This is a genomic window from Pseudomonas syringae, assembly GCF_021605415.1.
Lineage (GTDB): Bacteria > Pseudomonadota > Gammaproteobacteria > Pseudomonadales > Pseudomonadaceae > Aquipseudomonas > Aquipseudomonas syringae_S.
Map to the genome: position 1 here is coordinate 27,828 of NZ_WKEQ01000003.1, position 13,747 is coordinate 41,574.

At 59.5% G+C, this 13,747-nt stretch carries 9 protein-coding genes, 4 tRNA genes and 2 pseudogenes; 3 read left to right on the forward strand and 12 right to left on the reverse strand.

Going from position 1 to position 13,747, the window contains the following annotated elements; all coding sequences use genetic code 11:
* The first annotated feature begins 28 nt into the window (after positions 1 to 28).
* Positions 29 to 3,307: an EAL domain-containing protein gene (locus GIW69_RS02845; protein ID WP_236480622.1), complete on the forward strand. Its 3,279-nt coding sequence runs from the start codon at positions 29 to 31 to the stop codon at positions 3,305 to 3,307.
* Between the two features lie 53 nt (positions 3,308 to 3,360).
* Here GIW69_RS02845 and GIW69_RS02850 read toward each other — a convergent pair whose 3' ends face one another.
* The 11 genes and pseudogenes from GIW69_RS02850 to GIW69_RS26330 all read right to left on the reverse strand — a co-directional run.
* Positions 3,361 to 3,804: an Hsp20 family protein gene (locus GIW69_RS02850; protein WP_236480623.1), complete on the reverse strand. Its 444-nt coding sequence runs from the start codon at positions 3,802 to 3,804 to the stop codon at positions 3,361 to 3,363.
* A 119-nt stretch (positions 3,805 to 3,923) separates the two neighbouring features.
* A complete protein-coding gene (locus GIW69_RS02855; protein WP_236480624.1) occupies positions 3,924 to 4,883 on the reverse strand; it encodes a tRNA-dihydrouridine synthase in 960 nt (319 codons plus the stop codon).
* 101 nt (positions 4,884 to 4,984) lie between these two features.
* Positions 4,985 to 5,434: an acyl-CoA thioesterase gene (locus GIW69_RS02860; RefSeq protein WP_236480625.1), complete on the reverse strand. Its 450-nt coding sequence runs from the start codon at positions 5,432 to 5,434 to the stop codon at positions 4,985 to 4,987.
* A 47-nt stretch (positions 5,435 to 5,481) separates the two neighbouring features.
* A complete protein-coding gene (locus GIW69_RS02865; RefSeq protein ID WP_236480626.1) occupies positions 5,482 to 6,315 on the reverse strand; it encodes an alpha/beta fold hydrolase in 834 nt (277 codons plus the stop codon).
* A gap of 29 nt (positions 6,316 to 6,344) precedes the next feature.
* Complete coding sequence (locus tag GIW69_RS02870; protein ID WP_236480627.1) at positions 6,345 to 6,884, reverse strand: TetR/AcrR family transcriptional regulator; 540 nt, start codon at positions 6,882 to 6,884, stop codon at positions 6,345 to 6,347.
* 181 nt (positions 6,885 to 7,065) lie between these two features.
* A tRNA-Glu gene (locus GIW69_RS02875) sits at positions 7,066 to 7,141 on the reverse strand.
* An 81-nt stretch (positions 7,142 to 7,222) separates the two neighbouring features.
* Positions 7,223 to 7,298, reverse strand: a tRNA-Ala gene (locus GIW69_RS02880).
* A 53-nt stretch (positions 7,299 to 7,351) separates the two neighbouring features.
* Positions 7,352 to 7,427 (reverse strand) — tRNA-Glu (locus tag GIW69_RS02885).
* Positions 7,428 to 7,506: 79 nt separating this feature from the next.
* Positions 7,507 to 7,582: transfer RNA gene (locus GIW69_RS02890), tRNA-Ala, on the reverse strand.
* A 235-nt stretch (positions 7,583 to 7,817) separates the two neighbouring features.
* Positions 7,818 to 9,299: a glutamate--tRNA ligase gene (gene gltX / locus GIW69_RS02895; protein ID WP_236480628.1), complete on the reverse strand. Its 1,482-nt coding sequence runs from the start codon at positions 9,297 to 9,299 to the stop codon at positions 7,818 to 7,820.
* Between the two features lie 258 nt (positions 9,300 to 9,557).
* Positions 9,558 to 9,863 (reverse strand): annotated as a pseudogene (locus GIW69_RS26330) (hypothetical protein); the annotation flags it as partial.
* Here GIW69_RS26330 and GIW69_RS02910 point away from each other — a divergent pair.
* Positions 9,757 to 10,038 (forward strand): annotated as a pseudogene (locus GIW69_RS02910) (hypothetical protein); the annotation flags it as partial. The pseudogenes GIW69_RS26330 and GIW69_RS02910 overlap by 107 nt on opposite strands.
* Positions 10,039 to 10,177: 139 nt before the next feature.
* On the opposite strand, the gene uvrB reads toward GIW69_RS02910, so the two are convergent.
* Entirely contained in the window at positions 10,178 to 12,196 is a 2,019-nt protein-coding gene (gene uvrB / locus GIW69_RS02915) for an excinuclease ABC subunit UvrB (RefSeq protein WP_236480629.1), read from the reverse strand.
* 335 nt (positions 12,197 to 12,531) lie between these two features.
* Between uvrB and GIW69_RS02920 the strand changes: the two genes are divergently transcribed.
* A complete protein-coding gene (locus GIW69_RS02920) occupies positions 12,532 to 13,728 on the forward strand; it encodes an amino acid aminotransferase (RefSeq protein ID WP_236480630.1) in 1,197 nt (398 codons plus the stop codon).
* The last annotated feature ends 19 nt before the right edge of the window (positions 13,729 to 13,747 follow it).

The window sequence follows — 13,747 nt, forward strand, 5'->3', positions numbered from 1 at the left end:
CGCCAAAACCAGCTCAAGGCCCTGAACAATGCCGAAACCCGTTGACCGAATTCCGCCGATGCCGCGCATTCAGGCCATTGACCCAAGACGCTCAGAGCAAAGTTGGGAAAGTGCGCCGCAATTGCTGGCGGCATTGAACGGTGCCCGGCTCGGCGCCTGGTATTGGGACATCGAGCGAGGGCAGATCAGTTGGTCACGGGGTACTCAAGCGCTGTTCGGCTTCGATCCACGGCAACCGCTGCCGGAAGACCTCGAATACCTTGACTTGCTGCCGCCGGAAGACCGGGCGAAAACCGTTCGCGCTTTTCATGCGGTCATCGCCGGCGCGCCACTGGAGCAAGCGATGCACCACCGCATTCGCTGGCCCGACGGCAGCCTGCATTGGCTCGAGATCAACGGCAGTCTGCTGCCGGACAAACTTGGGCGACCGCGAATGATCGGGGTGATCCGCGAGATCACCCACCAACGCCAACGCGAACAAGCCTTGAGCAGTTCAGAGAAACGTTTCGCCACCCTGTTTCATCTGTGCCCGAACATGGTGCTACTGACTCGTCAGGAAGACGGGCTGATCACCGAGGCCAACCAGTATTTTGAAAGCCTGTTCGGCTGGCCGGTGCAGAACGCCATCGGCCGCACGACGCTGGAACTGGGCTTGTGGGTGCATCCCGAACAACGGGCGGAGCTGGTCAAAAAAACCAAGGCCAAGGGCGATCTGATCAGCATGGAGGTGCAGTTCCGCGCCAGCAACGGCCAGATCCACGACGGCATTCTCAGCGCGCAAAAGGTCGAACTCGAAGGGCAGCCGTACCTGCTCAGCACTTTTCTCGACACTACTGAACGCAAGATCGCCGAACACGCCCTCAAGGACAGCCAGGAACGCCTCGACCTGGCGCTGGACTCCGCGCAGCTCGGCACCTGGGACTGGCACATCCCCAGCGGCATGCTTTATGGCTCGGCGCGGGCCGCGCAATTGCACGGGCTTGAGCCGATACCTTTTCATGAATCGTTCGAAGAATTCTTTGAAGGCGTGCCCGGCGAAGAACGCGACACCATGCGCGACGCCTACCGCAGCCTGCGCGAAGGCCCTGCCGGCAATTATCAACTGACCTACCGCGTGCAACTGGCGGACGGCAGCTCGCGTTATCTGGAAAGCCGCGCGCGCCTCTATCGCGATGACAACGGCGCCCCGCTGCGCATGGCGGGTACGCTGCTGGACATCACCGATCAGGTCGAACGTGAACAGCGCCTGGTGGCGTCCGAAGAAAAATTCGCCACGCTGTTCCAGGTCAGCCCCGACCCGATTTGCGTTACCCGCCAGGACACCGGTGAGTTCATCGAAATCAATTCAAGTTTCAGCCAGACCTTCGGCTGGAGCGCCGCCGACGTGATCGGGCACACCGCCGAAGAAATCGGCCTGTGGGACGCTTCGGCCAAAAGCCTGCAACGTATCGAACAAGTGATCCGCGAGCAGAGCCTGAGCAACGTTGCGATCATCGTTCAGCACAAGGACGGCCAATCCCTGACCTGCGTGATCTCCAGCCGTCAGATCAGCGTCGGCGACTTGCCGTGCATCGTCACCACCCTGCGCGACATCACCCAGCAACAGCGCTCGGAAGCGGCGCTCAAGGCCAGTGAAGAAAAGTTTGCCAAGGCGTTTCACTCCAGCCCCGACGCCATCACCATCACCGAGCGCGACACCGGGCGCTATCTGGAGGTCAACGATGGGTTCTGTCGCCTGACCGGCTATCGCGCCGACGAAGTGCTGGGCAAAACCGTCTATCAAGTCGGCATTTGGGCCGAGGAGAAGCAACGCTCGGCGCTGCTCGCCGAATTGCAGATCAAGGGCCGCGTGCACCATCAGGAAATGCTCGGACGCAACAAACTCGGGGAGTTGCTGACGGTCGAGGTGTCGGTCGAGCCGATCACCTTGAACGAAAGCGCATGCCTGTTGCTGACCGCCCGGGACGTCAGCCTGTTGAAAAACGCCGAGGCGCAAATCCGTCATCTGGCCTATCACGACCCGCTGACCAACCTGCCCAACCGCGCATTGTTGATGGATCGTTTGAGTCAGCAGATCGCCCTGCTCAAGCGCCACAACCTGCGTGGCGCCCTGCTCTTTCTCGATCTCGACCACTTCAAACACATCAACGATTCGCTAGGCCACCCAGTGGGCGACACGGTGCTGAAAATCATTACTGCACGGCTGGAAGCCAGCGTGCGCATGGAAGACACGGTCGCGAGGCTGGGTGGCGATGAATTCGTGGTGTTGCTGAGTGGGCTGGAAGGCTCGCGCAACGACGTCAGCGCGCAGGTACGGCAACTGGCGGACACCATTCGCGAACTGTTGTCGGAGCCGATGTTCCTCGACGGCCAGCGCCTGCAAGTCACGCCGAGCATTGGCGTAGCACTGATTCCGGATCACGGCTCGACGCCGACCGATCTGCTCAAACGCGCCGACATTGCGCTGTATCGGGCCAAGGATTCCGGGCGCAACACCACGCAGATGTACCACAAAACCATGCAGAAAGCGGCGAGCGAGCGACTGCGCATGGAAACCGATTTGCGCCTGGCGCTGTCTCGCGGTGAGTTCACGGTGCATTACCAGCCGCAAGTCGACGCCCGCGGCGACCGCATTATCGGCGCCGAAGCCCTGGTGCGCTGGAACCACCCGGAGTTGGGCGCGCAATCGCCAACCGAGTTCATCAAGGTGCTGGAGGACAGCGGCCTGATCCTTGAAGTCGGCACCTGGATCCTCGACGAAGCGTGCGATGCGTTCAGGCAATTGATCGCCGCCGACCTGATCGATCCGCTGGCCTTCAGCCTGTGCGTGAACATCAGCCCGAGACAGTTCCGCCAGAACGACTTTGTCGAACGCATCGAACGCAGCATGACTAGCCATGGCCTGCCCTGCTCGCTGCTGAAACTCGAAATCACCGAAGGCATCGTCATCCAGAACCTGGAAGACACCATCAGTAAAATGCGTCGCCTGAAAAAACTCGGCGTGAGCTTCGCCATGGACGATTTCGGCACTGGATATTCATCGCTGACGTACCTTAAGCGCTTGCCGGTCGATACGCTGAAAATCGACCAGTCGTTCATTCGTGATGCGACCACCGACCCCAACAACGCGGAAATCATTCGCGCCATTGTCGCCATGGCCCGTAGCCTCGAGCTGGAGGTGATTGCCGAAGGGGTGGAAACTGTTGAGCAACTGGCGTTCTTGCAGGGATTGGGCTGCCATTTGTACCAAGGGTATTTGCACAGTCGGCCGTTGCCGCTGGAATCGCTGAAACGACGACTTGAATGACACGGACACAAAAAAGGGCGCCATTTCATGGCGCCCCCTTTTCTGGCTCTGACTTACTGAAGAACCGGCTTCTGCGCCCCGTTGATCGGAATGCGCTTGGCCTTGGCCTCTTCCGGAATCACCCGCAACAGATCGATGCTCAGCAGCCCATTGCTCAGATCCGCGGCCTTGATCTCGATGTGATCGGCCAGACGGAACGACAGTTTGAACGCGCGCTGGGCAATGCCCTGGTGTAGGAAGGTCACGCCTTCGTGTGCGTCACGCTTGCCGCCACTGATGGTCAGCACGCCTTTCTCGACTTGCAGTTCCAGGTCTTCTTCCTGGAAACCGGCTGCGGCCACGACGATTCGGTATTGGTCGTCACCGTGCTTTTCGACGTTGTAAGGCGGATAAGTGCTGCCTGGCTCATTGCGCAGGGCGGTTTCGAACAGGTCGTTGAAACGGTCGAAGCCTACCGAGGAACGGAACAGTGGCGCGAGGGAAAATGCGGTACTCATGATGCAAATCTCCTGAAAACAATCAGCAAGGTTTATGACTCCGCGACCCGAATTCGGCATCGCGTACCCCCTAGATAGGGACCGCTGATTGCATTTCAAGAGTTCGTTTTAAGATTTTTTCAGGCCGCCTCGACGAACGGCACACCCAGCAAACGCGAGACTTGGTCGGGGTCGGTTTCACGCCGCAGCTCCGTGAACAACGCCACCGCCTCCGGATAATTACGCGTCAGCATCGCCAGCCATTGCTTCAGTCGGCCCGGCGATTGGCGCGCGGTCATTTGCGCCTTGGCTTGCAGCCAGAAGTCCTGAATCAGCGGCATCAGCTCGGCCCAAGTCATCTCGACGACTTCTTCACCGGCCCGCGCAGCCGCGATTTGCCGGGCGAGATCGGGGCGGGACACCAGGCCGCGGCCGAGCATGATGTCTTCCACGCCGCTGATTTCGCGGCAACGGCGCCAGTCGTCGACACTCCAGATGTCACCATTGGCGAACACCGGCACCTTGACCACGTCCTGCACGCGCGGGATCCATTCCCAATGCGCCGGCGGTTTGTAGCCATCGACCTTGGTTCGGGCATGCACCACGATGTGTTCGGCGCCACCTTCGGCCAGTGCCGTGGCGCAGACCAGTGAACCGTCCGGGCTGTCGAAGCCCAGGCGCATTTTGGCGGTCACCGGGATATGCGCCGGAACGGCCCGGCGGACGTGCTCGACGATTTGATTGAGCAGCTCCGGCTCCTTGAGCAGCACCGCGCCGCCACGGGATTTATTGACGGTCTTGGCCGGGCAACCGAAGTTCAGGTCGATGACCTCGGAGCCGAGCTCGCAGGCCAGCGCGGCGTTTTCTGCCAGACAAACAGGATCAGAACCGAGCAACTGCACGCGCAGCGGCACGCCGGATGCGGTGCGCGCGCCGTTGAGCAGTTCCGGGCCGAACTTGTGAAAGTACGCCGGCGTCAGCAACTGGTCGTTGACCCGGATGAATTCGGTGACGCACCAGTCGATACCGCCAACACGGGTCAGCACATCGCGCAGGATGTCGTCGACCAACCCCTCCATGGGCGCCAGAGCAATTTGCATGGAATAACACTACTCAAGAAAAACGTGCGGCAGTTTACTGGATTAAGTAAACCTCTGCAGACTTCACCCATTCCCGGTGTAGGAGCAGCCTGCGGCAGCTCCTACGAGGGGGTGGTGTCCGGGATTTGAAGGGCGGGGCCGTAGCCTTCGATGAATTCGGTGGGCATGCGCTTGGGTTTGCCGGTGGACAGTTCGATGCAGACGAAGGTGGTCTGGGCGCGTAGCAACGTGGCCTTGTCGCTTGGGCGGATCAGTTGGAAGTGCCGTGTCATTTTCAGGCGCTGATCCCAATCGACGATCCAGGTCGCCAGTTGTAATTCGTCGCCTTCATAGGCCGCGGCGAGGTAATCGATTTCGTGCCGCACCACGGCCATCGCCCGATCCAGACGCCGGTATTCGACCAGATCCAGCCCCAGCCGTTGCGAGTGGCGCCAGGCGCAGCGTTCGAGCCAGGTCACATAAACGGCGTTGTTGGCGTGCCCCAAACCGTCAATGTCGTCGGCGCTCACTTGCAGATCAATCGTAAACGGCGTTGCCCGATCCCAGCCCATGCCTCACTCCCGGTCAGATTATTCGACCGCGGCAGTGTAACGGATGCCTAAGCCGATTGCCGCGTCTGCAGGCTGCGCCCGGCGAGCAGTGATAACACGCCATCAATTACCCGAGGGTCGGCAAGCACGCGTTGATGGCCGCCACTTTCGAGGCGCAGCAGGCGGCTGTCGAACCAGGATTCGTGGATCAATTGGGATTCCTTGACCGAAACAAGCTTGTCATCCTCGGCATGAACGATGAGGCCGGGCATGTCCAATTGATAGTGCGCAACATCCAGCGTGGCGGCGCGCATGCCGACGTCTTTCTCGACCTCGCGGATGAACGCTGAACGGGCTCTGGGCGGCAGCCCCATAAAACGGGCAAAACCACGCAGGACACCGAGAATGCGAGCGGGAGCGGCGATGCTAACGAGGGTTTCGGTGCGCAGCCCCAGTTGCACGGCGAGCATGGCGCTGGCGCCGCCCATGGAATGGCCAATGACCGCTTGCAGCGGGGGCAATTCGGCAGCCGCTTCCAGCATGGCGCGGGCGAACAGCACGACATTGGCTTCGCGGCCAGGTGAACGCCCATGGGCCGGACCGTCCAGTGCGACAACGGTGTATCCGGCCTCGACCAGTGCGGTGATCAACGCGGCAAACTGGGTCGGCCGCCCTTCCCAACCGTGCATCAGCAAGACCGCCGGGCCTTGCCCCCAACGCAACGCGGACAAGCCGAAGCGCAAGGTAATCCGTTCGGCTTTCGCTAGCAGCGGCAGCTCCCAATCGCGCGGAGGCAATTCACGTGGCGTCATGAATGCCAGTCGCATTTGGGCCGCCACCCGCTTCGGTGCAAGCCAGCCCAAGGTGCCATTAACGCCACGAACCCATTTCAACGTGCTCATCGCTCATTCCTCAGGCTGCTGCCTTCAGGTCAACGCACCGCCGACTTGGCGGCGCGCAGCAATCGATCGGATAAATCACCTGGGCCCAATGCCCGCGCCAGCGCCAGACCGCCCACCATCAGGGCGACATCGGCCAAGGCTTTATCAGTGTCTTCGGGGCTGGCGGCCAACTGCGCCACCATTAATTCCAGATGTTCGTTCAGCGCGATGCGGAACGATTCCGGCAAACGGCCCAACTCACCAATAGAGGCCGGAATCGGACAGGCTGCGTCGCTGGAATCGCGGTGCTTTCGCGACAGGTAGAACGCAGCGACCAGCGCGCGACGCTCTTCGCCGGTCAGTTCAGTGTCCATGTCAGCAATCAGGTCGCGACGGCGGCCGAGCAATTGCTTGAAGGCCTCCAGCATCATTGCGTCCTTGCTTTCGAAATGGGCATAGAAGCCGCCGACGGTCAGGCCGGCTGCACCCATCACTTCGCCCACGCTCGGATCAGCCGGGCCACGCTGGATCAGCGCTGCGCTGGCCGCCTTGAGAATCCGTTCACGGGTTTGAGCTTTTTTATCGTTCATCGCTGCCTCCGAATATTACGACTAGAATATTATTCGCATAATAATAATCTGCAAGTCAAGAGTATGACCGCTGGTCTGAAGCACAGTTAAAGGAAAAAGGGATTTGGCCAAACGCCAGACAAACAAAAGGGCCATTCAATAATTGAATGACCCTTATAAAATCCCGCAGAGCGGGTAATCGTGGCGTCCCCTAGGGGACTCGAACCCCTGTTACCGCCGTGAAAGGGCGGTGTCCTAGGCCACTAGACGAAGGGGACGCAAAACCTTCTATACAACGGATCAGTGCTGAGTGCTGATCGCTTCAAGGCCGGTGTGGCCAGACCTTGAAGTGTACAAATTGGTGGAGCTAAGCGGGATCGAACCGCTGACCTCCTGCATGCCATGCAGGCGCTCTCCCAGCTGAGCTATAGCCCCGGATTTTTCGCCTCGCGGCGGAGTGACATCTTGCAACATCACTTCTGTAAAACTGGCGTCCCCTAGGGGACTCGAACCCCTGTTACCGCCGTGAAAGGGCGGTGTCCTAGGCCACTAGACGAAGGGGACGCAAACCCTTCTATACACCAGATCAGCGCTGAGTGCTGATCGCTTCAAGGCCGGTGTGGCCAGACCTTGAAGTGTAAATTGGTGGAGCTAAGCGGGATCGAACCGCTGACCTCCTGCATGCCATGCAGGCGCTCTCCCAGCTGAGCTATAGCCCCTCATCGCTGAGGACGGGGCGAATCTTAAGGGCGTAACCGAAAGCTGTCAAACTTATTTTTCAAAAAATTTAAAATTTTTTGTCGGCATTACAATCACTTACCGCCCTCCCCCGGAAAACCCGGCGTTTGCAATGACGCAACCCGGCAGGAGCGGCCGCAGGCTGCGATCTTTTGATGTTGGCTTTTAGAAACAAGATCAAAAGGATCGCAGCCTGCGGCAGCTCCTACAGGCGCATCAGGCGATTGCGGCCAGGAGCTTTTCCCACTCTTTGTTTTCTTTCTTCGACACGCCGCCCAGCAGGTCAATCGCCTGGCGCAGACGGAAACGGGTCAGATCCGGCCCGAGGATTTCCATCGCATCCAGCACCGAAACCGAACTCGCCTGCCCGGTGATCGCAGCAAACATCAGCGGCATGGCATCGCGTAGTTTCAGCTCAAGGGATTCAACCACGGCCTGAATCGTCGCGGTAATGCTGTCCTTCTCCCACTGACGCAGGCTTTCCAGCTTCCACAGAATCAACTGCATCAACTGACGAACCTGATCGCCCGACAGCTTTTTCGATTCGAACAGCTTGGCATCCGGGCTCACGCCACCGGCAAAGAAGAAGCCGGCCAGCGGTGCAACCTGACTGAAGGTCTCGACGCGGCCCTGAACGTGCGGCGCGATCTTCATCATGTATTCGGGATTCAACGCCCAGGTCTGCAAGCGGCTGGCGAACTCTTCCACCGGCAGATCACGAAGCCACTGGCCGTTGAGCCACGACAGTTTCTCGATGTCGAAAATCGGCCCGCCGAGGGAGACGCGCTTGAGGTCGAAGTTGTCGACCATTTCCTGCAACGAGAATTTCTCGCGCTCGTCCGGCATCGACCAACCCATGCGGCCCAGGTAGTTGAGCATCGCTTCAGGCATGAAGCCCATGCGCTCGTAGAAGGTCACGGAGGTCGGGTTCTTGCGCTTGGACAGCTTGCTCTTGTCCGGGTTACGCAGCAGCGGCATGTAGCACAACTCCGGTTGTTCCCAGCCGAAGTATTCGTACAGCAGGATCAGTTTCGGCGCCGACGGCAGCCATTCTTCACCCCGCAGTACGTGGGTGATGCCCATCAGGTGGTCGTCGACCACGTTGGCGAGGAAGTACGTCGGCAAGCCGTCGGTCTTCATCAGCACTTGCATGTCCATGCGATCCCATGGGATCTCGACGTCGCCACGCAACATGTCCGGTACCACGCAAACACCTTCGCTCGGCACTTTCATGCGGATCACGTGGGGTTCGCCAGCCGCCAGGCGAGATGCGATTTCTTCTTTCGACAGCAGGAGTGCGCGGCCGTCGTAACGCGGGGTTTCGCCGCGAGCCATTTGCTCGGCGCGCATCTGATCCAGCTCTTCAGCGGTGCAGAAGCACGGGAACGCATGACCCATGTCGACCAGTTGCTGGCAATACTTCTGATAAATGTCGCCGCGCTCGCTCTGGCGATACGGGCCGTGCGGGCCGCCAACATCCGGGCCTTCGCTCCAGTCGATGCCGAGCCAGCGCAGGGCATCGAAGATCTGCTGTTCGGACTCGCGGGTCGAACGCAATTGATCGGTGTCTTCGATCCGCAGGATGAACTCACCGCCATGCTGCTTGGCAAAGCAGTAGTTGAACAATGCGATGTAAGCGGTGCCGACGTGGGGATCCCCGGTAGGCGATGGCGCGATGCGAGTGCGGACGGTGGTCATGGCATGTCTCGAAAAAGATGAAAAGCAAAGAACTAGCAAGCGGCGAATGGTAACAGGCCCAGCCCGCCCCGCTCCAGCGTATAGGGCATTTAAGCCAAGTTTGCGCCTGTAACGCACGCAGGCCGTGGTGAATGGGCAAATAACAGCGCTGGGCATTTACGTTTATCGGCTGTATGCCAGATTCGCCGGCTGATAACTTTCCTTACAATCGGCCCAGCGTGGCTTGGGTAGTCGCAACCTGTGCATCGCTCGCTGCGATCAGGCTGGCCTGTTGCGTGAGTTTGCTTTGTGCTTGCTGACGTTCCGCTTCACGGGTCGCGAGGGCGGCGTTGGCACGACCCACTGCGAGGCGGCAGTCGGGGCGTCTTTGATATTTACGGTGGCGGTGACGGACATGCCTGGGCGTATTTTGCCGTGCAGTGGATTGCCAGCCTTAAAGGTCAGTTTGACCGGAATCCTTTGTACGACTTTGGTGAAATTGCCGGTGGCGTTGTCCGGCGGCAACAGGCTGAATTGCGCGCCCGATGCAGCGAACAGGCTGTCGACCCAGCCGCTGATCATGGTGACTATTTCGCTGATCGCCACGGCGTATATCCTGCCTCAGGACGCGGGCTCGGCGTCGATCATGGCCTATAACGATGCGTTTCACTTTGTCGGGATTGCGCTGGGGATCAGCATGTTGGCGATTTTGCTGACCCAAAAATTGCCGCAGGGGCTTAAGGCTGGGGAAGCTCACTGATTGTGGCGGCGGCTGGACTGACCTCATCGCTGGCAAGCCAGCTCCCACAGGTTTCATTGGCGTTTACAAAATCTGCGTACGCCTTCAATCCTTGTGGGAGCTGCCTTGCCAGCGATGGGTTTCTATCAAACGATGACGATCAAACAGCCAGGAGGCGTTCGCGCAATTTGGATATTTCGTCGCGCATTTGCGCCGCTGCTTCGAACTCCAGATCGCGAGCCAGTTGATACATCTTCTCTTCCAGCGCACGAATACGCTTGGTGATCTCGCTTGGCGAACGCAATTCGGCTTCGTACTTGGCGTTTTCCTCGGCAGCCTTGGCCATGCCTTTGCGTTTCTTGCTGCGCGAACCGGGCACGGTCGCGCCTTCCATGATGTCGGTGACGTCCTTTACTACGCCTTTTGGGGTGATGCCGTTGGCGAGGTTGAACGCGATCTGCTTGTCGCGCCGACGTTCGGTTTCGCCGATGGCGCGCTCCATGGAGCCGGTCATTCGATCGGCATACAGGATCGCCCGGCCATTGAGGTTCCGCGCAGCGCGGCCGATGGTCTGAATCAGCGAACGCTCGGAACGCAGGAAGCCTTCCTTGTCCGCATCGAGAATCGCCACCAGCGACACTTCCGGCATGTCCAGGCCTTCACGCAGCAGGTTGATGCCCACCAGCACATCGAACGTGCCGAGACGCAGGTCGCGAATGATTTCGACCCGCTCGACAGTGTCGATGTCCGAGTGCAAATAGCGCACGCGCACACCGTGGTCGGCGAGGTAGTCGGTGAGGTCTTCGGCCATGCGTTTGGTCAGCGTCGTGACCAACACTCGTTCTTCGAGCGCCACACGCTTGGTGATTTCCGACAGCAAGTCGTCGACCTGCGTTAGCGCCGGACGCACTTCGATCTGCGGGTCGACCAGACCGGTTGGCCGCACCACCTGCTCAACGACTCGCCCGGCGTGCTCAGCCTCGTAGTTGCCCGGGGTTGCCGACACAAAAATGGTCTGCGGGCTCACCCCTTCCCATTCGTCGAAACGCATTGGCCGGTTGTCCAGCGCCGACGGCAGGCGGAAACCGTATTCCACGAGAGTCTCTTTACGCGAGCGGTCACCCTTATACATCGCGCCGACTTGCGGAACGCTGACGTGGGATTCGTCGATCACCAACAAAGCGTCGGCCGGCAGATAGTCATAAAGCGTCGGTGGCGCCGCGCCTGCGGGACGTCCCGACAGATAGCGCGAGTAGTTTTCGATGCCGTTGCAATAACCCAGCTCAAGGATCATTTCCAGATCGAATCGGGTGCGCTGCTCCAGACGCTGGGCCTCGACGAGTTTGTTGTTGCTGCGCAGGTATTCGAGGCGCTCTGCCAGCTCGACCTTGATGTTTTCGATGGCGCCGAGCAGGGTTTCCCGGGGCGTCACGTAGTGACTCTTCGGATAAAAGGTGAAACGCGGCAGTTTGCGGATGACTTCACCGGTCAGCGGATCGAACGCGGAAAGGCTTTCCACTTCGTCGTCAAACAGCTCGATGCGGATGGCTTCCAGATCGGATTCCGCCGGGTAGACGTCGATAACGTCGCCGCGCACACGGAAAGTGGCACGAGCGAAATCCATGTCATTGCGGGTGTATTGAAGGTCGGCCAGGCGCCGTACCAGCGCACGTTGATCGAGCTTGTCGCCGCGATCGACGTGCAAAACCATCTTCAGATAGGTTTCCGGACTGCCCAGACCGTAGATGCACGAGACCGTCGTGACGATGATCGCGTCCTTGCGTTCAAGCAGCGCTTTGGTCGCCGAGAGACGCATCTGCTCAATGTGGTCGTTGATCGACGCGTCCTTCTCGATGAAGGTGTCGGACGACGGCACATAAGCTTCTGGCTGGTAATAGTCGTAATAGGAAACGAAGTATTCGACCGCGTTGTTCGGGAAAAAGGATTTGAATTCGCCGTACAACTGCGCCGCCAATGTCTTGTTCGGCGCCAGCACCAGCGTCGGGCGCTGCACCTGAGCGATGACGTTGGCGATGCTGAAAGTCTTGCCCGAACCGGTCACACCGAGCAGCGTCTGGTGCGCGAGCCCGGCTTCAATGCCTTCGACCATTAGCCGAATGGCTTCCGGCTGATCGCCAGCGGGGTCGAAACGGGTGACGAGCTGGAACTGATCGGACATAAACACCTCTGGCATCGCGGCGTCGAGCACATACGGGAATTACTGAAAAGCCGTAACCGAACCGAAGTCGCCGAAGGAAAAACGAAGATTGTGCTCAATGTGGTGGCGATTGCCTTGGCTTTCAAGGCAAACGTCCTACATCCGGTACAGTATCCGACAAGTCCACGCGACTAACGGTCAAGAAAAAATCGGAAAAACTTACCTTAAAAGCCGAAACGCCTGTCGCCATTGTTCAGCGATGGCCTCTATACTAGCTCCCCGTTTGTGCACCGCTCTAGTGCATTCGGCTGGAGCGCGACACGTCCCTCCAATTCCCATTCAGAGCCGCCGCAATAATGAGCCTGTTCTCCGCTGTCGAAATGGCACCCCGCGATCCAATCCTGGGCCTCAACGAAGCATTCAACGCCGATGTTCGAACCACCAAGGTCAATCTTGGCGTGGGCGTGTACTGCAACGAAGAGGGGCGAATTCCACTGCTGCGCGCCGTCGTTGAAGCCGAGACGATTCGCGTTGCCCAGCATGCTTCGCGCGGCTACCTGCCGATCGATGGCATTGCCGCTTACGATCAGGCTGTGCAAAAGCTGTTGTTCGGCAATAACTCGCCGCTGCTGGCTGCCGGTCGCGTCATCACCACTCAGGCCGTCGGCGGCACTGGCGCCTTGAAGATCGGTGCCGACTTCCTCAAGCAATTGCTGCCTGATGCCGTCGTGGCGATCAGCGACCCGAGCTGGGAGAACCACCGCGCATTGTTTGAAACCGCCGGTTTCCCGGTGCAGAACTATCGCTACTACGACGCCGTGACTCACGATGTGAACCGCGCCGGCCTGCTCGAAGACCTCAACGCCCTGCCGAACGGCTCGATCGTTGTGCTGCACGCCTGCTGCCATAACCCGACCGGCGTCGACCTGAGCCCGGCAGACTGGAACAGCGTGCTGGACGTGGTTCGCGCAAAAGGTCACGTGCCGTTCCTCGACATGGCTTACCAGGGTTTCGGTGACGGCATCGACGAAGACGCCGCTGCCGTGCGCCTGTTCGCCGAATCCGGCCTGACCTTCTTCGTGTCGAGCTCGTTCTCGAAATCGTTCTCGCTGTACGGCGAGCGCGTCGGCGCCCTGTCGATCGTCAGCGAATCGAAAGAAGAAAGCGCGCGCGTGCTGTCGCAAGTCAAACGCGTGATCCGCACTAACTATTCCAACCCGCCGACCCACGGTGCCAGCATTGTCGCGGCCGTGCTGAACAGTCCTGAGCTGCGCGCGCAGTGGGAAACGGAACTGGCAGAAATGCGCCTGCGCATCCGTGGCATGCGCGAGCAAATGGTCGATCTGCTGGCCCAAAAAGCTCCGCAACGCGACTTTAGCTTCGTCGGCCGTCAGCGCGGCATGTTCTCCTACTCCGGCCTGACCGTTGAACAGGTTCACCGCCTGCGCAACGAGTTCGGCATCTATGCACTGGACACCGGCCGCATCTGCGTGGCCGCACTGAACCAGAGCAACATCAAAGCCGTGACGGATGCGATCGTTCAGGTCATCTGATTTCGTCGTTCGATGAAAA